The 24887-nt window shown below is 59.8% G+C and carries 23 protein-coding genes and 1 pseudogene; 8 read left to right on the forward strand and 16 right to left on the reverse strand.

Going from position 1 to position 24887, the window contains the following annotated elements; translation table 11 throughout:
- Nucleotides 1-148 precede the first annotated feature (148 nt).
- The gene (locus QOU61_RS29595; protein ID WP_289654743.1) at nt 149-1207 is read right to left on the reverse strand and encodes a branched-chain amino acid ABC transporter permease; all 1059 of its coding nucleotides are present in this window, start codon (nt 1205-1207) and stop codon (nt 149-151) included.
- Nucleotides 1208-1603: 396 nt separating this feature from the next.
- Here QOU61_RS29595 and QOU61_RS29600 point away from each other — a divergent pair, with 396 nt between their 5' ends.
- Nucleotides 1604-2242, forward strand: coding sequence for a TetR/AcrR family transcriptional regulator (locus tag QOU61_RS29600; protein WP_289654744.1), 639 nt, complete (start codon nt 1604-1606; stop codon nt 2240-2242).
- 18 nt (nt 2243-2260) lie between these two features.
- Nucleotides 2261-2590 (forward strand): hypothetical protein, encoded by a 330-nt coding sequence (locus QOU61_RS29605; RefSeq protein ID WP_289654745.1) that lies wholly within the window; start codon nt 2261-2263, stop codon nt 2588-2590.
- A gap of 113 nt (nt 2591-2703) precedes the next feature.
- Here the strand turns inward: QOU61_RS29605 and QOU61_RS29610 are convergent.
- Nucleotides 2704-2790 (reverse strand): annotated as a pseudogene (locus QOU61_RS29610) (transposase); the annotation flags it as partial.
- 99 nt (nt 2791-2889) lie between these two features.
- Between QOU61_RS29610 and QOU61_RS29615 the strand changes: the two are divergent.
- The 3 genes from QOU61_RS29615 to QOU61_RS29625 all read left to right on the forward strand — a co-directional run bounded on the left by QOU61_RS29615 (nt 2890) and on the right by QOU61_RS29625 (nt 5028).
- Nucleotides 2890-3348, forward strand: a complete 459-nt coding sequence (locus QOU61_RS29615; protein WP_289654746.1) for a carboxymuconolactone decarboxylase family protein — start codon at nt 2890-2892, stop codon at nt 3346-3348.
- Entirely contained in the window at nt 3348-4223 is an 876-nt protein-coding gene (locus QOU61_RS29620) for a sigma-70 family RNA polymerase sigma factor (protein WP_289654747.1), read from the forward strand. Before QOU61_RS29615 ends, QOU61_RS29620 begins: the two co-directional genes overlap by 1 nt.
- Nucleotides 4224-4734: 511 nt before the next feature.
- The gene (locus tag QOU61_RS29625) at nt 4735-5028 is read left to right on the forward strand and encodes a winged helix-turn-helix transcriptional regulator (protein ID WP_289654748.1); all 294 of its coding nucleotides are present in this window, start codon (nt 4735-4737) and stop codon (nt 5026-5028) included.
- 91 nt (nt 5029-5119) lie between these two features.
- Here QOU61_RS29625 and QOU61_RS29630 read toward each other — a convergent pair whose 3' ends face one another.
- From QOU61_RS29630 to QOU61_RS29675, 10 genes are all read right to left on the reverse strand, one after another.
- Nucleotides 5120-5887 carry an HpcH/HpaI aldolase family protein gene (locus QOU61_RS29630; RefSeq protein ID WP_289654749.1) on the reverse strand — a complete coding sequence of 256 codons (768 nt, stop codon included), beginning with the start codon at nt 5885-5887 and terminating at the stop codon, nt 5120-5122.
- Nucleotides 5888-6076: 189 nt separating this feature from the next.
- Nucleotides 6077-8395, reverse strand: coding sequence for a molybdopterin-dependent oxidoreductase (locus tag QOU61_RS29635; RefSeq protein ID WP_289654750.1), 2319 nt, complete (start codon nt 8393-8395; stop codon nt 6077-6079).
- 74 nt (nt 8396-8469) lie between these two features.
- Nucleotides 8470-9810, reverse strand: a complete 1341-nt coding sequence (locus QOU61_RS29640) for an MFS transporter (protein WP_289654751.1) — start codon at nt 9808-9810, stop codon at nt 8470-8472.
- Nucleotides 9811-10133: 323 nt separating this feature from the next.
- The gene (locus QOU61_RS29645; protein ID WP_289654752.1) at nt 10134-11267 is read right to left on the reverse strand and encodes a Rieske 2Fe-2S domain-containing protein; all 1134 of its coding nucleotides are present in this window, start codon (nt 11265-11267) and stop codon (nt 10134-10136) included.
- A 248-nt stretch (nt 11268-11515) separates the two neighbouring features.
- The gene (locus QOU61_RS29650; protein ID WP_289661840.1) at nt 11516-12688 is read right to left on the reverse strand and encodes a M20 aminoacylase family protein; all 1173 of its coding nucleotides are present in this window, start codon (nt 12686-12688) and stop codon (nt 11516-11518) included.
- 17 nt (nt 12689-12705) lie between these two features.
- Nucleotides 12706-13488, reverse strand: a complete 783-nt coding sequence (locus QOU61_RS29655) for a short-chain dehydrogenase/reductase (protein ID WP_289654753.1) — start codon at nt 13486-13488, stop codon at nt 12706-12708.
- A 56-nt stretch (nt 13489-13544) separates the two neighbouring features.
- Nucleotides 13545-14207 (reverse strand): cysteine hydrolase family protein, encoded by a 663-nt coding sequence (locus QOU61_RS29660; protein WP_289654754.1) that lies wholly within the window; start codon nt 14205-14207, stop codon nt 13545-13547.
- A 41-nt stretch (nt 14208-14248) separates the two neighbouring features.
- The gene (locus QOU61_RS29665) at nt 14249-15187 is read right to left on the reverse strand and encodes a 3-carboxyethylcatechol 2,3-dioxygenase (protein WP_289654755.1); all 939 of its coding nucleotides are present in this window, start codon (nt 15185-15187) and stop codon (nt 14249-14251) included.
- A gap of 129 nt (nt 15188-15316) precedes the next feature.
- Nucleotides 15317-16099 carry a 2-oxo-hept-4-ene-1,7-dioate hydratase gene (gene hpaH / locus QOU61_RS29670; RefSeq protein ID WP_289654756.1) on the reverse strand — a complete coding sequence of 261 codons (783 nt, stop codon included), beginning with the start codon at nt 16097-16099 and terminating at the stop codon, nt 15317-15319.
- 57 nt (nt 16100-16156) lie between these two features.
- Nucleotides 16157-16951, reverse strand: a complete 795-nt coding sequence (locus tag QOU61_RS29675) for a glutathione S-transferase family protein (RefSeq protein WP_289654757.1) — start codon at nt 16949-16951, stop codon at nt 16157-16159.
- Between the two features lie 84 nt (nt 16952-17035).
- On the opposite strand from QOU61_RS29675, the gene QOU61_RS29680 reads away from it, so the two are divergent.
- Nucleotides 17036-17881 (forward strand): IclR family transcriptional regulator domain-containing protein, encoded by an 846-nt coding sequence (locus tag QOU61_RS29680; RefSeq protein ID WP_289654758.1) that lies wholly within the window; start codon nt 17036-17038, stop codon nt 17879-17881.
- A gap of 5 nt (nt 17882-17886) precedes the next feature.
- Here QOU61_RS29680 and QOU61_RS29685 read toward each other — a convergent pair whose 3' ends face one another.
- Genes QOU61_RS29685 through QOU61_RS29700 form a run of 4 tightly spaced genes read right to left on the reverse strand, consistent with a single transcriptional unit; the run spans nt 17887 to nt 22483 of the window.
- Nucleotides 17887-18843 carry a PDR/VanB family oxidoreductase gene (locus QOU61_RS29685; protein WP_289654759.1) on the reverse strand — a complete coding sequence of 319 codons (957 nt, stop codon included), beginning with the start codon at nt 18841-18843 and terminating at the stop codon, nt 17887-17889.
- A gap of 9 nt (nt 18844-18852) precedes the next feature.
- Nucleotides 18853-21168 (reverse strand): xanthine dehydrogenase family protein molybdopterin-binding subunit, encoded by a 2316-nt coding sequence (locus tag QOU61_RS29690; protein WP_289654760.1) that lies wholly within the window; start codon nt 21166-21168, stop codon nt 18853-18855.
- Nucleotides 21168-21989 (reverse strand): FAD binding domain-containing protein, encoded by an 822-nt coding sequence (locus QOU61_RS29695; protein WP_289661842.1) that lies wholly within the window; start codon nt 21987-21989, stop codon nt 21168-21170. Before QOU61_RS29695 ends, QOU61_RS29690 begins: the two co-directional genes overlap by 1 nt.
- Before the next feature lie 20 nt (nt 21990-22009).
- Complete coding sequence (locus tag QOU61_RS29700) at nt 22010-22483, reverse strand: (2Fe-2S)-binding protein (RefSeq protein WP_502876834.1); 474 nt, start codon at nt 22481-22483, stop codon at nt 22010-22012.
- Nucleotides 22484-22692: 209 nt separating this feature from the next.
- Between QOU61_RS29700 and QOU61_RS29705 the strand changes: the two genes are divergently transcribed.
- Together QOU61_RS29705 and QOU61_RS29710 are read left to right on the forward strand one after the other, a co-directional pair.
- Entirely contained in the window at nt 22693-24012 is a 1320-nt protein-coding gene (locus tag QOU61_RS29705) for a M20 family metallopeptidase (RefSeq protein WP_289654761.1), read from the forward strand.
- Complete coding sequence (locus QOU61_RS29710) at nt 24009-24881, forward strand: alpha/beta fold hydrolase (protein WP_289654762.1); 873 nt, start codon at nt 24009-24011, stop codon at nt 24879-24881. The genes QOU61_RS29705 and QOU61_RS29710 overlap by 4 nt, the downstream gene beginning before the upstream one ends.
- The last annotated feature ends 6 nt before the right edge of the window (nt 24882-24887 follow it).

Raw genomic sequence — 24887 nt, forward strand, 5'->3', positions numbered from 1 at the left:
CCAACGAGGTGACCGCTCAAAAACAGCGGCGCCACGAACGCGCAGAGAAGCAAAGCGAGCAATACGCGGTCGGTGCGTGGCCAGTAACTACTCGCGAGGAATGCCAACCTGATTGGTGGCCTAATGGCCGGAGCGGCAGAATCTCTGTTCATCTTTCAAACAGTCCGTTGGGGCGCACGATCAGCACCACTGCCATAAGGACGTAGATCAGGGTTGCCGATATTGCAGGCGCTATGCTTGACACCAAGCGAGGCTCCAGTAACTCGCTCAGAAGCTGGGGCGTGTACGCCCGGCCAAGCGTATCGAAAATTCCGATCGCCATCGCTGCCCAGAATGTACCGGCAATCGATCCCATGCCGCCGACCACGACGATCACGAAGGCCAGGATCAGAACCTGCTCGCCCATCCCCACTTCGATGGAAACGAGGGGTCCACTCAAGACGCCGGCAAGTCCGGCAAGTGCGGCGCCAACTGCGAAAACCAGCGCGCCGACCAGGTTAACGTCGAACCCAATGTGTTGCACCATCGAGGGGTTGTTGGCCGATGCCCGAATGAGCATGCCGAGTTTGGTGCGCGCGATTACGAACCATAGAGCCGCAGCAACAAGGAGTGCGGCGATTGTCACAGTAATACGAAAGCGCGAATAGAAGAATCCCCTCCACAACTCCTGCGCACCTTCGAACCCGTAGGGAAGAGCCACGAATTGCGGCAGACCTCCCGAGAGCCAATGCAGTAGTTCATTGAAGAACAGGATCAGTCCAAAAGTCGCAAGAACCTGATTGAGGTAACTTCGCGCGTACAGGTGACGTATGACGAATTGTTCAAGGAGCACACCGACCAAAAAGGCGATCGCGACTCCGGCGATTGCGCCTATCCAGAAACTTCCTGCAAGGCCGGAGACAGCTGCGGTCGCAAATGCACCGACCATGTACAGCGAGCCGTGCGCCAAATTGATGAGATGGATGACGCCGAATACGAGCGAGAGCCCTGCTGCAATCAGGAACAGCAGAAGGCCGTAGTTGATGCCGTTCAGGATTTGCTCGGCAAACATGGCTTTACGGTCGGCCGGTCGGCAAAGATATGGATCGCTGGAGAAAAAGTGCCGGCCAAATCGAGCCAGCGGTGCCCACTGAGTGGCCTGATCCTCCCGAGCCGGACCCGTCAGCGCGAACGGGGCCTGAGATGCCCAAAGAATAGGGATAAGCATCCGTTACGGAACACCGGGGCAGCTCTTGTTTCGCTAAGCCCGAATTGGCACTCATGCATTTCCCCCTAGTGTGACGCTCGATGGCCCATCGTCAATTCACACTATACGGTGCGGTTTATTTAATGCAAGAGCTGGCTGGTTCTTGAGGAGCCCGATCCGACGGGTTTTGCCGACGTAGGCCCCGCCCCTCAGCCCCCGAGGTAGCCAAAGATCCTGGCCGCCGGCGAGCCAAGTGGTGAGGACCGGCCGGGGCTACTGCAGCCGCACATTCATGTCGTTCACGTCTGCGGCGATGCCGTAACGGCGGCCGGATGCTCGCAATACCGGCTCGTCATCGGGATGATTGCTTTGTATAGTCGCCCATCGATTTGCAGAACGAGAAGAAAAACGGCGGCTATGAAGCAGAACGAGAAGATTCGCCCCGGTAGCAGAGCTAGGAAGCGTAACGATATCCTTGTGGCAGGAAAAAAGGTGTTCTTGGAGAGGGGATACGGCGCGACCAGCATGGATGAAATCGCCCTTCAGGCGAACGTTTCAAAGCGGACCGTTTACGACAAGTTTGAAAACAAACAGACGCTTTTTGCGGCCGTCGTTCAGGAAATATGCGAGCGGATCGCTCCGCCGGAGTTTTTGGCCACCGACATGCACAAGGACGTCAAGACGGTCTTGACGCAGTTTGGCGAGTGGTTTCTCACCCGGATCTACTCGATCGAACAGGTCAACCTGTTCCAAACGGTCATCAACGACTCCAGGCAATTTCCGGAAATCGGCGACATGTTTCTCAGTGGGCCCGTCTTGCGCACGCAAACCGCCCTTGCAGCCTATCTCGCTGCCCAGGTCCAAAAGGGGCGGCTTGCGCTGAAAGACCCGCAAATAGCCGCGGCGCTCCTTATCGCAATGATGAAGAGCGACGTTCATATGACGCTCCTGCTCGGCCAATCACGTTCGAACCTGCCCAAGCTGATACGTCAACACGTGGCTACCGCGGTATCGCTTTTTCTCACGGGCGCACAAAATCCCAAAGAGAGGTCGTAGCTGTCGACGGAAAAGGAAATGGCATCCGAGCCCAATCCAAGAAGGGTCGTTGCAACTCGCATCGCAATACGCAGCCGCCACTCCGCCACCCCCTACGTCGACGCTTTTTTGGCAAGGAGAAGTCAGGCGAAGGGGCGAACCCACGGACTGGCTGAAAAGGAAGAAGTGGCTGGTCTGATCGCCCCAGAGATGATGTCGGAAACGCCGTCGACACTTTTGTTCGACGAGGTTGCGCGTGCTTATGGAGCTTGCCGTGCGTGTGTATTGCAGGCGCCCGCGCAGATAAGGCTCTCGCGAACCAAGTGCCGGATCGCCCCGCGCAACAAGTCGAGTGCCTCGAAAACCTGATCTTCGTCGCATGAGGACCGCGCCAACACCGAGACCGTACTACTATGCATGCTTCACGCTGGAACGCCCACACCCCAACGAGCAAGGCGGTTGCAGCAAGGACCCAACGCTTAAGGTAGGTCGCGCCATGGGGCCCCGGATCGTAATATCCAGAAGATGCCATTCAGGACACGGCGGTCATTCACGCGTGGAACGCCACGCGCGCATCATCACTGCTTGGCTGAATAAAATTCCGCCCCATGTCACATCCAGCAGATTCAACTCGTCATGTCTCCGGTAACCCTCGAAAGGAGATCACGATGACAGCCAGGCTAAACCCCTTCACCGCCAGTCCCGCAGCAATGCAACCCTGGATCGAACTGGGAAAAACAATTCAAACCAGTGGTCTGGAGCCTTTGCTGAGAGAGCTTGTCATGACGCGGGCGGCTCAGATCAACGGATGCACCTTCTGCATCCACCATCATGTTGCAGATGCCCGCAAGTACGGAGAGACGGAGGACCGGCTTCATCTTCTCAGCGCGTGGCGTGAGTCCGTGCTTTATTCCGATCGCGAGCGAGCCGCGCTGGGTTGGACCGAGGCTCTGACGCTGGTGTCCGAGACCCATGCCCCCGACGATGCCTACGAGATCCTGCTCCAGCACTTTACGGAGGAGGAGCAGGTGAAGCTCACCTTGCTGATCGCGCTAACCAACGCCTGGAACCGGATCAACATCGGCTTTCGTAGGTCCCATCCGGCCGAACAGAAGAAGGCGGCCTGATGGCACCCTCGTCGAGCCAAGACGCCGCCGCCGTCTTCGATCCGCTGCGCCAGCGCCTTGTCCGCGTGGCATACAGGATGCTGGGCTCAGTCGCGGACGCGGAGGACGTTCTTCAGGACGCTTTCTTGCGCTGGCTCGATGTCGACCGAAACGTGGTGCACGAACCGGAAGCATTTCTGCGCCGCGTCGTCACGCGCTTGTGCCTGGACCGGCTCAAATCGGTCCGGCGTGGGCGCGAGACCTACGTCGGTACGTGGCTGCCTGAGCCGATTGTGGAATCGGCTGAGGACGAGATCGACGACGTAACCTTGCCCTTGCTGATGGCGCTGGAGCGCCTGTCGCCGCTGGAGCGCGCTGCCTTCCTGCTTCATGACGTGTTCGGCCTCGGTTTCGAGGAAGTCGCGACCACGATCGGCCGCGAGCCGGCCGCCTGCCGCCAGCTCGCGAGCCGCGCCCGTGGCCATGTTCGTGCAGACCGTCCACGCTATCCCGTGCCGAGGGAACGGGGCCTCACGATCGCGGAAGCCTTCTTCGCCGCCTCCCGGGACGGCAACATGGAGCGCCTGCGCGCGCTGCTCGCGGCGGACGTAACCCTCTACGCCGATGGCGGCGGCAAGGCGCCGGCTCGAAAGGCGCCGGCCGCCGGGCTCAATGATGTCCTGCGGCTGTTCACGACGTTCGCGTCTGTCTATGCCGTGAGCAGGTCTCGCCTCGTGCGCTATGGCTTCATTAACGGCCTGCCGGGGTTCATCACCATCGAGCGAGGCGACATTCTTCAAACGACTGCCCTGGAGATCGAGCATGAGGGCGTCGTCGCCATCTATGTCGTGCGTAATCCCGAGAAACTCAAGCACATGGCTGACACCGTGCATTGACGACTTGGGCCGAGCTTCAGCCATTGCATTGCAGCTCCGGAGCAATGAAGTGGGCACTACCAATCCACCGCCCCAAGTAGCTGGGGGGATACCCACCGACCGAAACCCCACACTGCGTTGCGGGCTCGGAAGTGGCGTTGTCAGGCTGACCGTCGCCACGCGGCAGAGCGCGTGTTCCACGGCAGTTTGACCCAAGCCCTCCTGTTAGCAACTCGGTAACCGGTCAGCGCCCTCCCGGCGGTTTCCCACGCGGCCAGATACATGCCTAGCGCACCCAGAATGACTCATTCAACGCTCTGCGCGCGATCGTCAAAAAGGTGACACGTACGTCAGCCACACACATTCCATAACCGCTCATTCCGCGAATCGCATCACATCGATTTCACTAATGAAGATCGTCTATGATCTTTAAATGGGCTACAAACGCATCAAATTATCGAAGCCACCGAAGCAACACTCGGCCGTCGTGGGGATCAGACACTCATCGCGACGCGGCTGAAGCGCTTGCTACATGCTGATCGGCTGCTGGGATGCAATCCGCGCTCGAAATCACCTGATCAATGCACCTACGCCTTCTTTTCAGGCGTGCTTTCCGGGTCTGGAAACGAGTACCTGTATCATCCACCGCGAGGTGTTTCACCAGGTGCCGCCACGCGTCGAATATTCGGCCACGCCGGAAGGTGCCCAGCTCGACCTGGCGCTCGCCCCGCTGGCGGAATGGGGCAAAAAGCACCAGCAGCGGACGGAAAAGGCGAAGGCCCGGAGCGGCGCCCGAACCGCGGCGGGAGGAGCCGCGCGAGGGTAGCGCCGGATATGGATATACCAATTGCAATTCTAGGGTTGAATAACCCAGCAACGGTCGGCCAAGCTTCCGAGTGTAAGTTGATCGGCCACCCTCATACCTCTGCAAAGCTGGCGACCAGTCTTGTAGATCCGCTCGTGACGAGCCCGATATCCGAGCCAACTGCAACGAACCGGTATCCCCACTTGATGTAGCGCCGGGCACTTTCTTCAGAATTGCTCAGAATGCCTGCGGGTACCCCCATATCGGCGAGCGTCTGTCCTGCTTTGTGAATCGCAACTTGAACATCCTCGTGCAACGGATTGCCAATGTGCCCCATTGAAGCTGCGAGGTCCGATGGACCGATAAAGACGCCATCTACACCTCTCATGTGCGCAATACGATCGAGCTCAAGAAGACCCGAGATCGTCTCGATTTGGACGAGGACGCAAACGTTGTCGTTAGCATCACGGAAGTAATTCACGTTTCGGCCGTACTGGCTCGCCCTCCCGGAACCGGTGACTCCTCGAATTCCTGCGGGAGGATAGAGGCAAGCCTTGACGGCCCTCTCGGCCTCACCCTCGCTCTCAACGAAGGGGACCAATATGGATGTCGCTCCAATATCAAGGACGCGCTTGATCAGGACAGGATCATTCCACGCCACGCGGACGACCGGGTTGGCGGAGCCGGATTTCATAGCCTGCAGTTGAGCGAGCAATCCGGGTAGCTCATTGGGAGAATGCTCCATGTCCAACAATATCCAGTTGAAACCGCTTTGCGCGAGAATCTCGGCAACGATATTGCTGCAAAGGCTGCTCCAGAGCCCGATCTGAAGTTTTTTGGAAGCGAGCGACATCTTGAAGCGGTTGGGAGCTGGCTCCATGCCCTGAACCTCGAACGACCTATAGCTGATTGCGCGGAAATCGTGAGCGGACAGTTCCCGCTCGTTGCGAGGATCGCAAGGTCACAATCAAGACCGTTCGCGTCTTGAACACCTCTGCTCGAACTGGATCGACGCGCTGTCCGCCAGTTCGATGGTCCGGAACGTATCGCCCTATCGTCGAGGCGAGGCCTATTGGGAAAAGTCAACAATCTCCGGCGGCCCAAACGCCGTGACCGGCGGGGGCTCCGACGTGTATTTCTCAATTTCGACCAGAGCCGTCTGAGCCACCGACCCTTGGGACAGTCGGGATGTACCCTTGTCCAGCGTGACGACGTTCGGATTGCCATGCTTTTCCAGGCTGCCAGGCTTTCCGCCTTCGAGCGGATCGTACCAGGCTCCTGTCGCGATCTGAACGACGCCAGGAAGGAGAAAGTCGGCGATAACCGCACTCGCCAGGAATGCCCCGCGATCGTTGAATACCCGCACCACATCGCCGTGATTGATATTCCGCGCCACCGCGTCGTCTCGGTGAATGGCGATCGGCTCCCTGCCCGCGACCTTGCTAGCGCGACTGGCCGCGGCGGGATCCAGCTGGCTATGCAGGCGAGATGCCGGCTGATTAGACAGGAGATGAAGCGGGAATCGTGCTGCGATCCGGGCACCCAGCCACTCCTCCGGCTCAAGCCACGCCGGGTGCGGGAGACAATCGTCGTATCCGTAACTCGCGATGGTATCCGAGAAGATCTCGATCTTTCCCGACGCCGTCGCCAATCGGTTGCGAACTGGGTCCTCTCTGAAATCGCCGAGAAGAACCGGCACGAGCTCCGGCTCGGGAAATTGAAAGCGCCCGGCCGCCCAAAACGTATCGAAGTCGGGAGGAGCAAAGCCATTCTCGGCTGCGATCGCACGAGCGGTCTCGTACATGTGCCGCAGCCACGCCAGCTCGCTGCGTCCTTCGGTATAGGCTTTGGCAAATCCGAGCCGCTCTGCGACATCCGCAAGGATATCGAAGTCGTTCCGCGCCTGGCCGACAGGCTCGATAATCTTGTGCATCGCGATCCAGAACGGCGAGTGCTCATGTGCCAGGATGTCATTCCGTTCCATCGTGGTCGTCGCCGGAAAGACGATATCGGCGTGCCTGGCCGCCGGGCTCCACCAGGGCTCGTGGACGATAATCGTCTCGGGGCGCTGCCAGGCTCGCAGAAAGCGATTGAGATTCGAGTTGTGATGAAAGGGATTCCCACCGATCGAATACACCAGCTTGATGTCCGGAAATGTAATCTGCTGTCCAAAGCAATCGATCCGTCCGCCTGGATCGAGCAGCATGTCTGCGACGCGGCCAACCGGCACATAGGTGCGAATCGCATTCGGCCCCAGCGGCAAGGTTGGACGCGGCATCCCGGCAACCCTGGGCGCCGAGATGCCGTTCACAGCGCTGAATCCGAGGCTAAATCCCCCTCCCGGCAGTCCGATCTGGCCCAGCATTGCCGCGAGCGTCACTGTCATCCAGACGGGCTGCTCTCCGTGGTCGGCGCGCTGAACCGACCAGCTTGTGGCAATCATCGTGCGATTTGCAGCCATTTGTCTGGCGAGGCCAGTGATGACCTCCACAGGTATGCCCGTAATTTCGGCGGCCCATTCCGCGCTTCGCGGCGTGCCCGCGACGCCGAGCAGATAGGCCTCGAAAGGCTCATAGCCGATGCAATATCGCGAAAGAAACTCGCGGTCATGCAATCGTTCCACGACAAGCGTGTGGGCAATCGCCAGCATCAAGGCGACGTCGGTATTCGGACGAATGGGAATCCATTCGGCCCGAACTTCGCCCGGGACGTCCTGGCGTGATGGACTGATGTTGATGAATCTCACGCCCGCGCTGGCGGCGCTTTCAAAGTCGATCCCGCTTCGATGCACGACCGCCCCGCCGGCATCGATCTGCGTATTCTTGAGTGCAGCTCCACCGAACATCACCAAGAGTTTGGTCGATGCAATCACCTCCGGCCAGGAGGCCGTGAGCTCTGTGATGTCAGACCTTCCGAGCACGTAGGGCATAATTCCGAGTGCGGCACCGAAACTGTGGTTGCCTCGCTTGTCGACATAGCCACCATGGAGGCCGAGAAACCGTTTCAGAACACTTGGGCCGTGATGAAATCGGCCCGCGCTCGCCCAACCGTAGGAGCCTCCGTAGATCGCCTCGTTGCCGAACGCCGACTTGACCCTACTCAACTCTTCGGCGACCAGGTTGAGCGCGTAGTTCCAGTCGACTGGTACGAAGGAGTCGCCTCCCCTATTCCTGGTGTCCTCCTTACGCCGCAAGAATCCAGCGCGAACGTAGGGTCGATCGATACGCAGGGGCGACCGTACCAATTCGGGAAGGCCAAAAAGAAGAGCCGGAGGCTGTAGATCGGCTTCAAAGGGTGAGCTCGCGACGATATCGCCCCGCTCGTTGGTTTCGACGTTGTATACACCCCAATGCGAGGCCGTCTGACTGATGCGATGCCTTCCAGCCACAAGATCCTCTTATCGTCTTTGCAGAATGCCGGCTGGGGCGGCCTCACCGCGCCGCCCCACTCTCTTAGGTCATGCTAGCGCGGAGTGGCTGCTACCGGTACCGCGCCTTTCGCCGGAGATGATTCCGCCAAAAGCGCGCTTCTTCGCAGCGCGACGATCCAAAAGCTCGCCAGCAGTCCGATCACCCCGCCTCCTATCCAGCAGAATGCAGGAGCAGGGAGCAGATCGTTCGCCTGGATCAAGTAAGTCGCGACCAGCGGTGCAAGGCCCTGGAATATCGCGTTGCTGACATTGTAGCAGAAGCCATAAGCGCTGAACCTCACGTTGCTCGGAAAGAGATCCGCAAGAAGAGGACCGACTGTCCCGGTTACCAGCGCGAGAAACAACGCACTGACCGTGACGACAAGGACGGGATCGGCGCTCTTGGCCGCGAGCACGGAATAGGCCGGCCATGCCCCGACCATGAGGGCGATCATCCCGATTCTATAGAGCAGACGCCGATTGATGAGATCCGACATCCAGCCGTAGACGACGGCGAAAATGGCGAGCACGACGCTCCCGAGCGTTATCGCGGTCGGCACGATGGCCGGGTCATATCCAACGACCTTGGCGAGGTAGACCGGCATGTAAGCAAACAGCAGACCTCCAAGTATTCCATTGGGCGCAACGATGCAGATGCCAACCAGCAGTTGTGGTCGATATGATCGAATCAAGTCCGAGAACGGAGAACGAACCACGCTGGATTGAATCCGGAGGAACTCCGGTGACTCCTCGATATTGCGCCTGACCAGCAACGCGACGATCCCGAGCGCGCAGCCCAGGACAAAGGCGAGGCGCCAGCCGTACGCCGCCACGTCGGCCGGCGCGAGGAAATGGTGAACGAGCGAGCTGACTAGATTCGCGATGATGACTCCTGTCACGGTCAGGCAAAACAGCAGGCCGCACGCAAAACCCGCCCGCCGGGGTACCACTTCAACACAATACGTCAGCGCGCCGGCTCCCACCCCACCCAGGCATACCCCTTGGACGAGCCGCAAGGCGGTAAACACCAAAGTGGCTAACACGCCGATCTGCGCATAACCTGGGACGAGGCCCATACCGAGTGTCGCCAACGAAACCAGCAGCAGACTGAAAAGGAAGGTGCCGCGCCGACCGTATCGATCTCCGAAATGACCGAGGATGACGCCGCCAAGCGGTCGGGCGAGATAGCCGATGGCAAAGACGGCAAAAGTCTGGACGATGGACGTCGCCGAATCCGACGCGGGAAACATCTGACTTGAAATGTATTGCGCGAACACAGCGTAAATCATGAAATCGTAATATTCGATCGCGTAGCCGAAGGTCGCGAGTGCAATTACACGCCATTCGCGTCCGGTTATTCTGGAACGCGCCTCTCCTGAATTAGCAGATACCATGATGATCCCCTCCCTCCGTCCCGTAGCTTGAGAATGCCATGGCAGACGGTCGGAAAAGGATCGAACCGGACCACAGCAGGTCCGTCCACGCAGAGTTGGACTTCGTTCGTGCAGCGAACGCCATCGCGATTGACTGCACTGGTACGATCGTGCGGTGGCGAGAGCCCGCGCGCCAGACATCAGTTGCAATGATCGAACCTGCGGCAGCAAGCAAGAAAAACATCATCGGCGGCCGCCGCGGCTCCCCCTTCACGAAAAAGCCGCCGCATCGACGTGAGCGGCGGCTCGCAAATCTGCCGTTGGCGACCCGGCTCCAGCCCGCTCTAGTCTTTCGAGCCCGCGTGGCTTTCCTGCCGTTGGGAAAAATCGTCTCTCACCTCGACCTCAAATTCGGACGGCTTCGTCCCACGCGCGTTCTCGCACATCTTGCGCCACTCGATGATGCTCAAATCCGGACGGTACAGTTGCTCCGGCGGCGTCTCCGTCAATTCGACCATCCACGCATCTTCATTATTAAAGCTGACGTGGAAGATCCAGCGGATGTAGGTCCAGTACCGCAGACGCAAGAACAGACGGTTGAATGCATTCGTGTGCTTGACGAGCACCTGCGCATAGCGGTGATGCCCGGCCTTGGTCGGAACGTACCATTCGAAGTGCATGTATTTTCCAAGCTCAACCCGAAGCATGCACGGCAGCCTTATCGAGGGCGTTGAAAGCACCCTCTTGGATTTCCACCAATGGATTTTCGGCCATTTGCCCAGGCGGGGAAACTCGCCCTGGAAATCCACTTTGGTGGGCTTGCGAACGAGCCAGCCCTCTTCATCCAGCACCATCTTGGACTGAATCCAACCGGGCAACTGCATGAACATGGCGAACCAGGAGTTGCGGTGCAGGAATTTTCCGTGACCGTCGTCGAAGCCGTTCTCCGCACCATAGCGCCAGTCTCCCGGCCGTTCGGTAAAGCGCCACATCATCGCGGCGTCGTCGCGTAGAAGTTCGCTCGGGATGTCCTGCTCGACCGGCGGCGGCGTGTCCTTTCCGTTGTAGATCCAGATCAGGCCGGCCCTTTCCTCGACGGGATACACCCGGACATGCGCATTCCCGCAAACCTTCGAGTCCGGGCCGTCCGTCAGCGCGGCGACCACTTTTCCGGTTTCGAGGTCGTAGGTCCAGCCGTGATAGATGCAGCTCCATGTCTTGGGAAAAACCTGCGTGCCCTTGGAAAGCGGAATTCCGCGATGCGGACAGCGATCATGCAAGGCAAAGGCCCGGCCCTGGTCGCGATAGAACATGATCCGCTCTCCGAAGAGCGTCAGCGCCTGCGGCTTGCCGTCCTTCAAATCCTTCGAGCGCATCACCGGGTACCAGTAGTTCTCGAACCCCACCGCAGCCTCGTCGTATCGCGGGAAGCGCGTCTTGCCTCTCTGGAGTCCCGTCACCTGGAAATGTTGATTCATCGATTTGCTCCAGATCCTCACCTAGAGGTCGGCGGCGCCTGCCGTCCGACCGCGTTTAGCGTAAATCCTAGTGCCACACATGCAGCCCAGGCCATGGTTTTGATTCGCAAGTTCACACTGCGAACAATGAAATCAAGGTCGAACCGACCTTTTTTGCATCGCAAAAAGCCGGCCAACCTTCGCGCCACCGCCCTCCCCTCACGTCCCCCAACGCAAAAGATCGACCTCGGGCTGAGCCGATCGCGGCCCTAGTTGGGCGCAAGCATTCGCTCCGCCACTCCGGCGAACAAGGCGGCACCATAAGGAATGGCTTCATCGTTGAAGTCATAGGCTGGCGTATGCAAGAGCGCAGCGCCGGCCTCTCCACGGGCAATGCCGACATTCATGAATGCGCCCGGGCAGCGCTCGAGCATGTAGCTGAAATCCTCTGAAGCCATGAGCAGAGGTCCGCTCGAACTTACATTCTCCGCGCCAACCAGGCTCGCCGCCGCTTGGATGAGCACGTCGGTCGCGTTGGCGTCGTTGACGAGCGGAGGGACAAGGCGCTGAAAGTCGATCGAGGCAGTCGCCCCGAAAGCCGAGGCCACCGACTTGACGATCGCATTCATCCGCTCCTCAATCGTGTCGATGACCCCCGTGCTGAAGGCCCTCACGGTGCCACCGAGCCTTGCCGTTCGCGGAATCACGTTGAATGCATCGCCGGCGGAAATCTGCGTGACGCTTAAAACCGCGGCTTCGACCGGCGAAATGTTGCGCGCCACGATCGCCTGAAGCGAGACCGTGATGTGAGCGGCGCTCAAGACTGGATCGATGGACGCTTCAGGACGGGCCCCATGCGATCCCTTCCCAACAATGTCGATCGCAAATGAGGCCCCGCCGGCCATCATCGCACCTGGCCGGATGACATACTTGCCGACCTCCAGTCCAGGCCGGTTGTGAATGCCAAAAACCGACCCGCACGGAAAACGATCGAACAGACCGTCGTCGATCATGGCCTTAGCTCCGCCGAAAATCTCCTCGGCGGGTTGAAAGATGAAATTGATCGTTCCGTCGAAGTTTTTCGAGTGCGCCAGGTATCGCGCGGCGCCGAGCAGGCAGGCCGTATGACCGTCATGTCCGCAAGCGTGCATCGTGCCTGGTGCCTGGCTTGCATAGGGCCTGCCCGATTCCTCCTGAATGGGAAGTGCGTCCATGTCCGCTCGCAATCCGGTCGAGCGGCTCGAACTGCCCGCCCTGAGCACGCCGACAACGCCGGTTCCGCCGATGCTCGTATGAACTTCGAGGCCGTATGCTGCCAGCTCCTTGGCAACGATACCTGCTGTTCTCTGCGTGTCGAAACCCAATTCAGGGTTCGCGTGCAGATCGCGTCGAATCTCCGTGAGCTCGTTCTGATATCGCATCACGCGATCGAGAATGGCCATTTCCTCGCAAACCTTGATCAAATAAGGGATCGACGCCCGGACAGCCCACCGTCGACATTCACGACCGTCCCGCTGGTATAGGAAGAAAGATCCGACACCAGGAAGGCGACAGTGCTGGCAATCTCTTCCGGGGTCGCTGGCCGCCCATAGGGCAGATTTGCGGAAAACTCGGGCCATCTATTTTCGTCGCCGAACTTTTCGCGCGCCATTTCCTTCTGAAGCTGTATAAGCCGCTCCGTCGCGACCGGCCCGGGATTTACCCCTAGCACACGGACCCCGTCATAGATGCTCGTTCCGCCGACTGCGCGCGTAAACGCCATCAGCGCTGCATTTCCGGAGCTGCCGGCGACGTAATTGGAGTCAACGAGCTCGCCTGCGATCCCGATGATGTTGAGGATTACGCCCTTGCCTCGCCGCTTCATCTCCGACAGATAAGCGCGCGTCAGATTGATGTAACCGAAGACCTTCAAGTCCCATTGCGATCGCCAGAGCTGATCATTGGTCGCATCAAGTGATCCGCGCGGAATGGCTCCGGCATTGTTGATGAGAATATCGACGTCGGAAACGGCTGCGACCAACCGGTCACGCTGCTCGGCGTCGGCGATGTCGACCACCATTGTTTGAACGCCGGCATCCCGTTCCGACCGGAGCTTTTGCTCTGCTTCGTCCAGATCGTGCTTGGAACGCGCGGCAAGAACGACATTGCATCCCGCGCTCATCAGACGAGACGCCGTTGCAAAGCCGATTCCCTTCGAGCCACCGCTAATGAGCGCCTTGCGCCCCGCAAGATTGAGATTCATTTCAAAGAGTACCGAGTTCGGGAGCGCCCCACCGTACACGACGCAGCCTTTCCGAATCAGACGGCAGCATCCGAGGCCTGCTGCGCCGTTAGCTGCTGCAGAAAAACGTCGGATGTCAGAATGCTGGTTGCAATCACGCGAAGCGACTTCAATGAGGCTTCATGATAGGAAGGGTCGGACGAGCAGCAGCAATCCTCGATCAACAGGGTGCGATAGCCGAGTTGGGCTGCGTCGCGGACGGAATGATCGACGGCTACGTTCGTCGCCACGCCTGTGAGGGCAACGGTATCGATCCCGTGACCGATCAATATGCTCTGCAGGTCGGAGCCGTGAAAGACGCTCATCCGGCTGTGCTCGATAATGATATCCGACTTGGCAGGCCCAAACTCCGGCACAACGGCAACGCCGCGAGAACCGCGGATGAACGCGTTATTGCGTTCGGTCACTGTGCGAAATAGGCCGTTGTTTTGAATCAGACCCGCGTAATTTGGCCAGAAGGCCGCATTGACGAAGACGACCAGCACGCCAGCCTTTCGCGCGGCGTCAAACACGCCCGCTGTTCGCGGAATGATGTTGCTGGACTCGACATAGGCACGGAAAATATCACGCATGTCACCTCCGCCCACGACGTCTTCCTGCCAATGGATTCCGATGATGGCTGTTCTGCGCGCATCCATGCCGTTCAGCTCTTCGACTCTGTTGCGCAGCAAACGTTCCATTGGCAGATCCCTTTCAAATTGCGAGGCAAAAAAGCGGCAGATCAGTCGCGCGCCGGGGACGCAGTCATGATTCCCATACCAGTGATCCACTCCTGGATGGGCTCATAGAACAGAACCCGGTTTTCCGTACGCCCCGCGCTCGTCACGGCCGCGAGAGCGGCAATCCACGAACGCAGCTCGTGCGCGCCCGAACCGGCAATGGCGGTCACGGCGTCGTCCTCGGTGTTGTCCAATACGTCGAGGTTTCCCTTGGCGAAGGCGGCCAGGACGTCGCGGTCCCATTCCGGGTTCAGCGGCCTGATCGGGATGCCGGGCTTCTTGTAGTCCAGCTGAAACACCTGGTTCTGACGCCCAACCCGCTCGGAATAATTTGGGGTTGCCCCGGTCGTCAGCCGCTCCCTCACCTGGGGATTGGCGGTCGCCAGCGTCGGCAACGGTGGATCATGCGCAAGGCCGCCCGAGCCAAGAAACAGAATGCGTTCCGGCCTGGAGCACGCCCACTCCCCTACAGTTCGGCCCAGCACGCGTGCCCGTTCGAACGAGGGCCGCGGCGCTGCGACACAATTGATGAAGATCGGGATCAGGCGGGTCAGCGGAAAGAAGCTCGACAAGAGTTCCACTGGTTGCGCGCCGCCATGATCGATCTTCATCTGATAGGATATGCCGACGTCGATGCCGGCCTTGATGCAGTACGCCGCGCAGTCCATGGCAGCGGCCTCGGGAATATCCAGGCGCCCGGGAGCCGTTCCGTAGTCGCCGATGGACTCGCCCTGGACACCGACACAGAACGGCGGGAGCAGATTATAGAAAAAGCCGTTCAGATGATCGGGAAAGAAAAGAACCGTCAAATCCGGCTTCATCTCCGCCGCAAGGCGATTTGCTGCGCGTACCGCCAAGTTGAACCGCTGCTCGACGTCGGCAGGCGCCCGCTTGCGATCCATCAATGGACTATGCGAAATGCAAATCGCGCCGGTAATCATGAGCCCACTCCAATTTATGCGGACGATATGAACCGCCGGACGGATCAGCAACGGCGGATTGCAGAGTGTTCGACCTACAAACACGATGAGTGATCGGCAGCAGGAACCGCGAATGCCGCATCACTGCGCTCAGGTGAAGGACACTGCGATCGACCCGAGCGGCCCGTAATCGGCGTGTATGACGTCGCCAGCCGCTACGGAGACCGGCCGGGTGAACGAGCCGGCGAGCACGATTTCTCCTGCCTCGAGCCTCGCGCCCAACGCCGCCAACTTGTTGACAAGCCACGCCACGCCGGCCGCGGGATGCCCGAGCACCGCCGCGGACACTCCCGACTCTTCGATCACTCCGTTCTTCGAAAGGGTCGCCCCGATCCACCGGATGTCCACGTCCATCGGACGGATCGTGCGGCCACCGATCACCATTGCGGCAGCCGCCGCATTGTCCGCGATCGTATCGGTAACCGCACGCGGAACCTCGGTTCGATAGTCGATGATCTCGAGGGCCGGGACGATGAAGTCCGTCGCCTTCATGACGTCGTATAAGCGGGCGTTGGGTCCCTCAAGCGGATTGCCCAGCACAAATGCCAGCTCGACCTCGAGGCGCGGCGCGCGGAAGCGGTTTGCCGGCACCTGCGCGCCATCATTGTAGATCATGTCGTCCAGGAGATGGCCGTAGTCAGGCTCGGCAATGTTCGACGCCATTTGCATGGCGCGGGAGGTCAGCCCGATCTTATGACCCACGACCCGGCTGCCTTGCGCCACGCGCGCATCGGCCCAAAGTCGCTGGATCGCATATGCATCCTCCAACTCGATATTCGGAAACGTCCGGCTCAATTGCGGAATGACCCCGCGTTCCCGCTCCGCACGAATCAAATCCGCAGCGCCGCGCCGCCGCTCCTCTTCGCTCAACATCCGAAAAATCTCCTGTTCGTTCGAAGCCGGAGGCGGCTCGAACCGGGGCCACCAATCCTAGCCAGCAAGTATTGCTGCGAAGGCATGCTCGCCGTCTGCGCGGTTCTTCTCGTAAAGCGCAGCCGCTCCGTCGCCGATCCAGCGGCTCACGCCTTGTTGTACCGAAGGCCGATTGATCACCCGCTCAGCCCACTCGGCCACGCGCGGATACCGCCCGAACAGCAAACCAAGCCCAAACATCTTGAAGCGAATGAGGTATGGCGCGAAACCCACGTCGGCCAGCGAGAATGCCTCTCCCGCTAGCCACGGCGCCCCGGCGAGGGCCGCGTCGAAATCCGCGAAAAGCTTGGCGCACCGTTGAGCAGCCGGAGCGAAGTAAGGAGAGTGGACGCCCTTGTCCAAGTTTGCTTTTGACCGCTCTCGGCGATCGGTCTGTGGTATTCCCGCGACCCATCTTGCTTGATCGGCCGCGGAGCGCGCCAGCAATTCGTGCCGGACGGCTATACAGAACGACAAAGTCCCGACGGCGGCGTGCACGCCTTCGTCGAGCTGCTTGGTCCAGAGCCGCATCCTGGCACGATCCCATGCATGCGGCGGCTTGAGGGGCGGATCCGGCCACCGATCGTCAAGGTACTCGCAGATTACCGTCGACTCGATCAGCGGGCGCCCGTCTTGCACGATCGTCGGTACGACGGCATTTGGGTTGAGCCTGAGATAGTCCGGCTTCTGCGCATCGCCGCCTCGCAGGTTGAGAAGGACACTGGTCCAGTCGACGTTCTTCTCAGCAAGGACGATACGTACCTTGGCAGCGCAGACAGACATCTCGCTATGGTAGAGGGTAAGAGCAGCCATTGTCTCGATCGCACCTTATGGCAGGATTGATCGATCACGTATCGAGTTGAAGCCCGCCCAGCAATCGGCTATTGCACGTTGTTCGTGGAGCGAACCATCGGACCGGCCGTGGCCAAAGATCGTCAGCCCTATCAATCAGTGTACGCCCTTGAGCGCGGCCTGAGAATTATCGAGATACTCAGCCAAAAGGGATGGACCAGGCCAGGCAAATTGGCCGGCCTCACGTCGATCGATAGATCGTCGACCTATCGCCTTCTCAGTACGCTGATCGGCGCCGGTTATGTCGTCAAGCGAGACTCGGACGGCTCTTACGCACTCAGCTCAAAGATCGGCTTGCTCGCCGACGGGTTCATCCAAACCGATCTCGCGGCGCAAATTGCGGCACCGTTTCTCGAGCAACTTACGAGCGAAATTTCGTGGCCCAGCGATTTCGCGGGTTTGATCGGCGGCGAGATCGTCATCCTCGAGTCCACTCACCGGGTGAGTCCGCTGTCGATACACCGGGCAATGGTCGGAAAGCGCCGATCGCTGGTCAACTCATCGCTGGGTCAGGCGATTCTGAGCGTTCTTCGGAAGGAAGAGCTTGAAACGGTTCTCAGCCTTGTGACCCGACAGGGGGGACCTGATGCCGGCGTCGCGAGCAGCCGATCCGTCATCGGCCAGATTGTTCGCGACGTCAGGCAACGCGGTTACGCCGCGGCGGTGGGCGCCGAGGAAGGTAAACGCGTGGGCGCCATCGCGCTGCCCGTGCGCGCTCCCAACGCCGTGATAGGGGCGATCAATATCATCTTTTTTCACAGCGCCATGACGACAAACGAGGCCGCGGAGCGCTATCTTCCACAACTGCGAAAATGTGCAAACGATATCGCCAAGGCGCTCGCAAGCGCACCAGCACTTCATCACGCCGGCCATTCGCTTGACGAGACCTGATCTGATCAGAGGTCAAGGACGAGCTCTTCGGATTTCGATCCCGAACAGCACACCATGATGGTGTTGTTGGCCGCTCGCTCGGCCGGAGTGAGGACCGAGTCGCGATGATCAGGTACGCCCGCCAGCACTTTCGTTTCGCACGTGCCACAAATGCCTTCGGTGCAGGAGTGGTCGACCGATACGCCGGCCGTTTTCAAAGCGTCGAGGATCGAGCCCCCCTGCGGAATGGTGAGCACCTTGCCGGTCTTGGCGAGCTTCACCTTGAACCCGCCCTGGGGCCGCACCACCTCCTTTGGCGTGAAATACTCGACGTGCTTGCGTGAATCCTGAATTCCTGCTGCCGCTTTCTCGAACGCAACCATCAGCGGCAGCGGCCCGCAGCAGTAGAAATGAGCTCCTTGCGGCGCACGTGCGACGATCCTGCTCAGATCGAGATATTGACCGTTGCTTTCATCGTCGAGATGCAGGTGAATATTCGAACCGCGTGGCATCTCGTCGGCAAAGGCGACATCGGCACGCGAGCGGCACGCGTAGTGCAGCTCCCACGCCTTGCTCAGGCTCAACAGACGATGAGCCATGCTGAAGATCGGGGTTATTCCAATGCCGCCCGCGATCAGCACGGAATGCGGTGCATCCTCGTCCAGCGGAAAATGATTTCGGGGTGCGCTTATCGCGAGGACCGTTCCGACGCGAACGTCGGTGTGAATGTAGGCGGACCCACCCCGACTGTTGGCATCGCGCTTTATAGCAACCCTGTAATCGCCGGTCGGACGTCCTGCCAAGATCAGCGAATACTGACGGATCAAGCCGTTCGGCAGGAGAAGATCGATATGCGCTCCCGCCTCCGCGAACGGCAAGTGATTCCGGTTTAGGGAGCGCAGGGTGTAAGCCCGGATATCGCGTCCGCACTCCTCGATTTCGGCAACCTGCACGTCGATCGGCCCGCTATGGTCAATGCTCATTGTCTTAGCTCACGAATCCTGAAATTGACCCAAGGCCCGCAGGACATTGTCGGGCCTCAGCGGCAACCGAAACAATTGTTCCTGGAGCTCGACTTCCCTTGGCCCTATGGCGCGCCTGACCGCATTCACGATCGCCGGCGGCGCAGCGATGGTTCCTCCCTCTCCTACTCCACGGATCCCCAGCGGATTTGTCGTTGCCTTCGTTTCGAGGTGATCAATCCGAATTTCAGGTGTTTCCGGCGCAGAGATGAGCAGGTAATCGGCGAGTGAACCGGTCAAGAGCTGCCCCTCTTCGTCATGAACAAATTCTGAGAACAGCGTGCAGCCGATTCCTTCGGCAGCGCCGCCCACGATCTGGCCTTCCACGACTTTGGGAACGAGCATGCGGCCGGCGTCATGAACGACGACATAATCCACGACTGAGCAGCCGCCGGTTCTCTCGTCCACGGCGACCTTTGCAGCGTGAACCGAGAGTGCCATCGTAACCGTGTTCTTGTTGTCGAACACGTATGTATCTTCGAGCGCGGCGACATCTCCTGAAAAGAGCAGACCGTTCGGCTGGCAGGCCTGGGCTATGTCCCGCAGCGAGAGTGCCGTTGCCGTTCCGTCGGCACGCACAACCAGGCCGTCGCTTATGTTCAGCATTTCGGGGACGCATTGGAGGAGCTGGGCAGCTCCGGCCAAAATTTTTCTCCGCACCTTGGCTGCCGCCCCGGCGACGGCGTTCCCGCCCATCACGGCGCCGCGGCTCGCGAACGTGCCTCTGCCAAAGCCGAGCAGATCGGTATCGCCCAACCTCACGACCACATATCGCGGGCTGACGCCGAGCGTCTCCGCACAGATGTCACGTAGTGCCGTCACCTGCCCCTGACCTTGCGACGTCAAGCCGCAGTCAACGTGCACGACACCGGAACCGTCCACGCGCACTCTTGCCGTTTCAAAATTGATCAGACCGGTGGCTTCGAGCCCGCAGGCCATACCCCAGGCGATGCGCTCTCCACGAGGCCCCTGCTCGACCTTCTCGTGGTAGCCGCTCGTCAGCATGGCCCTTTGAATCATGGCAGGAAAGTCGCCGCTTTCGAATATGCCCTTCGATCCCCCATAGCTGATCGACGGGTCGTAGGGCATATCCTGCGGACGAACGATGTTCCGATCGCGGATTTCGGCCGCGGAGATTCCAACGTCAGCAGCTATGAGATCCAACAAGCACTCCAAGGGAAAGGTCGCCTCGGGCTGCCCTGCGCCACGACAGGTGGCAAGCGGCGTCTTGTTGGTTCCGACGCAGAACACGTCTACGGCAACGTTCGGGATCTTGTAAGGGCCGCAGCAATGTGCCGCGGCGACCTCCGCCGTGATAATGCCACTGGTGAACACGTAGGCGCCTATGTCGACGACGAGCCGACCCCGTAGCGCCTCGACCCTTCCGGAATCGTCGTAACCAAGCTCCAGCGCAGTCTCGATCCCGCGCGACTGCGTCGTCGCTTGCATGTGCTCAAGCCGATCCTCGATCCATTTCACCGGACGGCCGATCAAACGGCTGGCGTACGAGATCAGCACCTCCTCGTGATACGGCCGCGACTTGGCGCCGAAACCGCCGCCAACGCTTTCCGCTCTGACCCGCACGCTCTGTTCGGGGAGCTGGAGGATTTCCGCGAGATTCGCGCGCACGGCATAGTGCGTTTGGGTGGACGTCCAGATCGTCAAGGCTTCCTGCGCATGGTCGTAATTGGCGACGCAACCGCGCGTCTCCAGCGGCATCCCCCCTTGCCGATGGAAATAGAAACGACGCTCCATTCGTCGCGCCGAGCGGCCAAGCGCAACATCAGCGTCGCCAATGCTGTGCCGGAACTGCGCTGCCACGTTCCCGGGCCACTCCGAATGTAACGGCTCCGATCCTGGGGAGACGCCCTGCCCGGCCTTGGCAACAGCCTCCATCGGCTCGTAATCCACCTCTATCAGTTCCGCCAAATCCTCGGCCCGATACCGATCTTCTGCCACGACAAGAGCAACTGCCTCTCCGACGTAGCGAACCACGTCCACGGCGAGGAAGGTCGGCAATACCTTGCGTATGCTCGGGTGCCAGTACCGCGCAGCCAGTCTCTTTTCGATAAAGGGAAGATCCTTGGCCGTCAGGATCAGGATTGCTCCAGCCTTCTGCGCTGGTTCGGTGTCGATTGATTTGATGCGCGCGTGCGCGATCGGACTGCGCACGAAGACGGCCTGAGCCATTCGGTCCATGTGAATATCGTCGACAAACGACCCGCGGCCGGTCAGGAGCGAATAGTCTTCTGCTCGTAAAAGTCGCGCCTTGTTGTTCTCGTACATCACGCAAAGACCTCGCGCAGGGATTCGAGCAGAAAGATCGACGCGACGTGACGCCGATATGCGCCGTCGGCGTTGAGGTCCGACATCGGTTCTATTCGCTCCAGCTCGGCACGAGCCAGATCGGTGGCTATCGCTGTGTCAAAGCCGGATCTCGAGAAGCGGCGACTCAGTTCACTGCAGAAGAAAGGAACAGACGCTACGCCACCGACGGCCACCAACAGGCTGGACTCACCTGCGGACCGTTGAACGGCCGTGCTCACGATCGCGAAATCGCCTTCACGCCTCGCATATTCGCGAAAGACAACTTTGGCGTCTGGCGGGGATCTCGGAATCATGATCTCGGTGATGATCTCGCCGGCCCCGATCGCCGTCGTCATCGCGTCAATGAAGAACTCGTGTGCCTCGATCACTCTCTCGCCGTTGACGCTCTGGAGCCGCAGCCGCGCGTTTAGCGTGACCATTGCCAGGGCCAGCTCTGCCGAGGGATCAGCGTGCGCCAGGCTTCCGCCTATCGTTCCACGGCTGCGCGTCTGGAAATGACCGACATGCTTCAGAGCGACAACTACGAGTGGGGCGTGCTGCCTGACCTGCGCATCGTCCAGTATGACGGCCTGCCGCGTCATCGCCCCCACGCGCAAGAAGTCCGACTGAAGCGCGATTCCCGAAAGTTCCGGAACGACGTTCAGATCGACCAGCATCGATGGTCGCGCCATCCGCAAGTTCATCATCGGGACCAGACTTTGTCCTCCCGCTAAGGGCCGGGCTTCGTCACCATGGTAATGGAGAAGTTCGAGGGCCTCCCCGAGCGTGGACGGACGCACATACCTGAAGGGCGACGGCTTCAAGGCCTCAACTCCAGAATGGCGTCGACGATTCCCTGGTAACCCGTGCAACGACAAAGATTTCCGGACAGCAGCTCCCTTGCCTCCTCGGCATCAGCAGGCCAAATCTCCTTTTCCAGAGCCGCCGTAAGCGTCATCAAAACGCCTGGCGTACAGAAGCCGCACTGCAGCGCATGACACCGGCTAAACGCCAATTGCAATGGCGTCAGTTCGTGATTCTTCGCCAGGCTCTCGACAGTCCGCACCTCCCGCCCATCGATCTGGGCAGCAAACATCAGGCACGAGCGCACGGCCTCGTCATCCACGATGACCGTGCAGGCGCCGCATACACCGATTTCGCAACCGACATGCGTTCCCGTCAGCCGCATCTCGTGCCGAAGGAAATCCGCCAGCAGCATTCGCGGTTCGACGTTTGCTTCGACGGCTTGGCCGTTGACGATGCATTTGATCTGTACGGAATCAGCCCTATCCACCTTGATGTCTCCGCGAAGAATGGCGCAGGCTGTTTTGATAGCCGTAGCCGCAAATGCTTCCCCACGGCTTGGGGAACCACAAGACGATCGATAGCATCGTTCGCACCTCGAACACCGTTCAGAATTGAGCGGACCAGGCCCGATAGGCCCGTATTCTTCCGTACCGTGATAATACATCGCTATCAAATCCACGCCTTGCGAGGACTTCAATGAGTGCTGAAAAACACGTCGACTGGTTTGAAGAAAGAGTCAGAAGCGCACAGGCGGCGTTCGATCGGGACACATTCAAGAGCCTGATCGACAGGATGGTCAGCATCCCCAGTCCGACCGGCGAAGAGAAGCAGCTGGCCACTTTCCTCGCCGAATTCATGAGCTCTCATGGACTGAAGGGTGAGGTGCAGGACATCTCAGATTCGCAAGCCAACGCGCTCGGACGTCTTGCGTCAAAGATCAAGGATGGACCGTCCCTGCTGATTTACGGCGGCATCGACACGCATATCGGCTACGGCGAGGACGAGAACCGATGGATTGCGGTCCCCTATCCTCAAATTCTCCAGCCCCAAGCGGTCTGGAACGGGGATGAGATCAGCGGGCTCTGCGCGGAAAATCCCAAGGGGTACGCTGCCTGTGCGGTTATGGCGGCCGTCAGCATCGCGAAGGCTGGGATCGAATTGCGGGGCGACATCACGGTCGGGCTGGGCGCCGGCGGCATGCCGGCGCTATCGCGGCCCGGCTGGTCCAATCACTTCATCGGACACGGTCTTGGCGCCCTGTTCATGCTGCAACGCGGCGTCCGTCCCGATTACTGCATCTTCTGCAAGCCGCGCTGGTCGGTGTCATGGGAGGAAGTCGGGATCTGCATCTTCAAAATTATCGTCAAGGGCGGCATCTCATATGTCGGCACGCGTCACGCGGTCGCGGACTATCCGAACCCAATTCCAAAGCTTCCCCGCGTCATCGATGCACTAGAGGCATGGTTCAAGACGTACACAAAGAGGCATGCCCGAGGGACCATTGTCCCACAGGGCGGGCTGGCCTCCATAAACAGCGGAAGCTCTTATGCGCCGATCACCTCGACGGGGCGTGTCGAGCTTCTGGTCGACCTACGACCGCCTCCGGAGCTGTCGCCGGCGCAGGTGCAACGAGAGCTTCAGGAATGCCTGAACAAGATCAGGCGCGACCATCCCGACATCGACACTGAACTCGAACTGGTTCTGGCCATGCCTGGCGCGGCCACACCAAAGGAAAACTGGATCGTGCAATCGATGATCCGCGCCTGGGAGGCTATCGAGCAGCGCCCTCACCAGGATCCTCAGAACTTCAGCGGCTACACGGATGCTTCGGCAATCCGCAAGTGGGGTATTCCGACGGCTCGCCTCGGCGTTCCACCCCGCGCGCGTCCTTCCGATCCGCAGGACACAATGCCGATGAACCGCTTCCATGTCGATGATGCCCAACGCCTGGTCAACGTGATCATCCGCTCAGCGATCGACACCTGCATGCGTCCGTTCGAGGAGACGTGCCAGTGATCGCAACAGATGACATGGCGCCGCTCGATGACGCGGGGACCAGCAGATACGTGACGATTGACGGCAGCCGGGTCCACTACAACCTGGTCGAATGCTCAGGACCATCGGGCATTCCCATCATCCTGACTCATGGCGGTGGCCCAGGCGCAACGAGCTGGAACAACTTTCTTTACAACGCTCGTGCGCTTTCGAGCCGGTATAGCTGCTACTTCTATGACCTGCCAGGTTTCGGCGCCTCGGAGGCCGTGCAGATCAGCGGCCCCGTGCATTCCTGGTACGCCGAAAAGTTTTTGAAGTTCATGGATGCGCTCAAGATCGAACGGGCCCATCTCGTCAATCAGTCCTATGGCGGGGCCATGGCCATCAAGGTGGCAGCAATGGCGCCGTCACGCGTCGATCATCTCGTCATCACCGGCTCGCGGCCTGTTCTCGGCAGTCTTATCGCTCCGGCTTCAACGAGCCGTGGCAAGCTGGCGCTGCAGCGATACTATTCCGGCGAGAACGGTCCGACGCCGGAGCAGATGCGATTTCTGCTGGCTGAGTTGGAATTCCACAACCCGGACAGAATCACGGACCTGAACGTCAAGCTCCGATACGAGACGAGCATCACACCGAACGTGCGTGACTTTCTGTCTCAACCTGTCAAGCGAGGCCAGCCTGAGAGCCTGTTCGAGGAATTTCGCAATGTGAAGGCACGAACCCTCATCATCCACGGCCTGCACGATGCGTTCGGCAGCGTCGACGTCCCCCTCACGATGGTCAATCAATTCGCCGACGCCCGACTCCACCTCGTCGCGAGCGCGGGACATCACGTCCAAACGGAATGCCCGACAGAATACAATCCGGTGGTTCTCGGATTTCTACCGTGACGGCTG

Origin of the sequence: Bradyrhizobium sp. NP1 (assembly GCF_030378205.1) — a bacterium.
In the GTDB taxonomy this organism is placed as follows: Bacteria; Pseudomonadota; Alphaproteobacteria; order Rhizobiales; family Xanthobacteraceae; genus Bradyrhizobium.

Coding starts and splice junctions, on each gene's coding strand:
- QOU61_RS29595 (WP_289654743.1), bottom strand. CDS start 1,207: ATGCTTATCCCTATTCTTTGGGCATCTCAGGCCCCGTTCGCGCTGACG.
- QOU61_RS29600 (WP_289654744.1), top strand. CDS start 1,604: ATGAAGCAGAACGAGAAGATTCGCCCCGGTAGCAGAGCTAGGAAGCGT.
- QOU61_RS29605 (WP_289654745.1), top strand. CDS start 2,261: ATGGCATCCGAGCCCAATCCAAGAAGGGTCGTTGCAACTCGCATCGCA.
- QOU61_RS29615 (WP_289654746.1), top strand. CDS start 2,890: ATGACAGCCAGGCTAAACCCCTTCACCGCCAGTCCCGCAGCAATGCAA.
- QOU61_RS29620 (WP_289654747.1), top strand. CDS start 3,348: ATGGCACCCTCGTCGAGCCAAGACGCCGCCGCCGTCTTCGATCCGCTG.
- QOU61_RS29625 (WP_289654748.1), top strand. CDS start 4,735: ATGCTGATCGGCTGCTGGGATGCAATCCGCGCTCGAAATCACCTGATC.
- QOU61_RS29630 (WP_289654749.1), bottom strand. CDS start 5,887: ATGGAGCCAGCTCCCAACCGCTTCAAGATGTCGCTCGCTTCCAAAAAA.
- QOU61_RS29640 (WP_289654751.1), bottom strand. CDS start 9,810: ATGGTATCTGCTAATTCAGGAGAGGCGCGTTCCAGAATAACCGGACGC.
- QOU61_RS29645 (WP_289654752.1), bottom strand. CDS start 11,267: ATGAATCAACATTTCCAGGTGACGGGACTCCAGAGAGGCAAGACGCGC.
- QOU61_RS29650 (WP_289661840.1), bottom strand. CDS start 12,688: ATGGCCATTCTCGATCGCGTGATGCGATATCAGAACGAGCTCACGGAG.
- QOU61_RS29655 (WP_289654753.1), bottom strand. CDS start 13,488: ATGAATCTCAATCTTGCGGGGCGCAAGGCGCTCATTAGCGGTGGCTCG.
- QOU61_RS29660 (WP_289654754.1), bottom strand. CDS start 14,207: ATGGAACGTTTGCTGCGCAACAGAGTCGAAGAGCTGAACGGCATGGAT.
- QOU61_RS29665 (WP_289654755.1), bottom strand. CDS start 15,187: ATGATTACCGGCGCGATTTGCATTTCGCATAGTCCATTGATGGATCGC.
- hpaH (WP_289654756.1), bottom strand. CDS start 16,099: ATGTTGAGCGAAGAGGAGCGGCGGCGCGGCGCTGCGGATTTGATTCGT.
- QOU61_RS29675 (WP_289654757.1), bottom strand. CDS start 16,951: ATGGCTGCTCTTACCCTCTACCATAGCGAGATGTCTGTCTGCGCTGCC.
- QOU61_RS29685 (WP_289654759.1), bottom strand. CDS start 18,843: ATGAGCATTGACCATAGCGGGCCGATCGACGTGCAGGTTGCCGAAATC.
- QOU61_RS29690 (WP_289654760.1), bottom strand. CDS start 21,168: ATGTACGAGAACAACAAGGCGCGACTTTTACGAGCAGAAGACTATTCG.
- QOU61_RS29705 (WP_289654761.1), top strand. CDS start 22,693: ATGAGTGCTGAAAAACACGTCGACTGGTTTGAAGAAAGAGTCAGAAGC.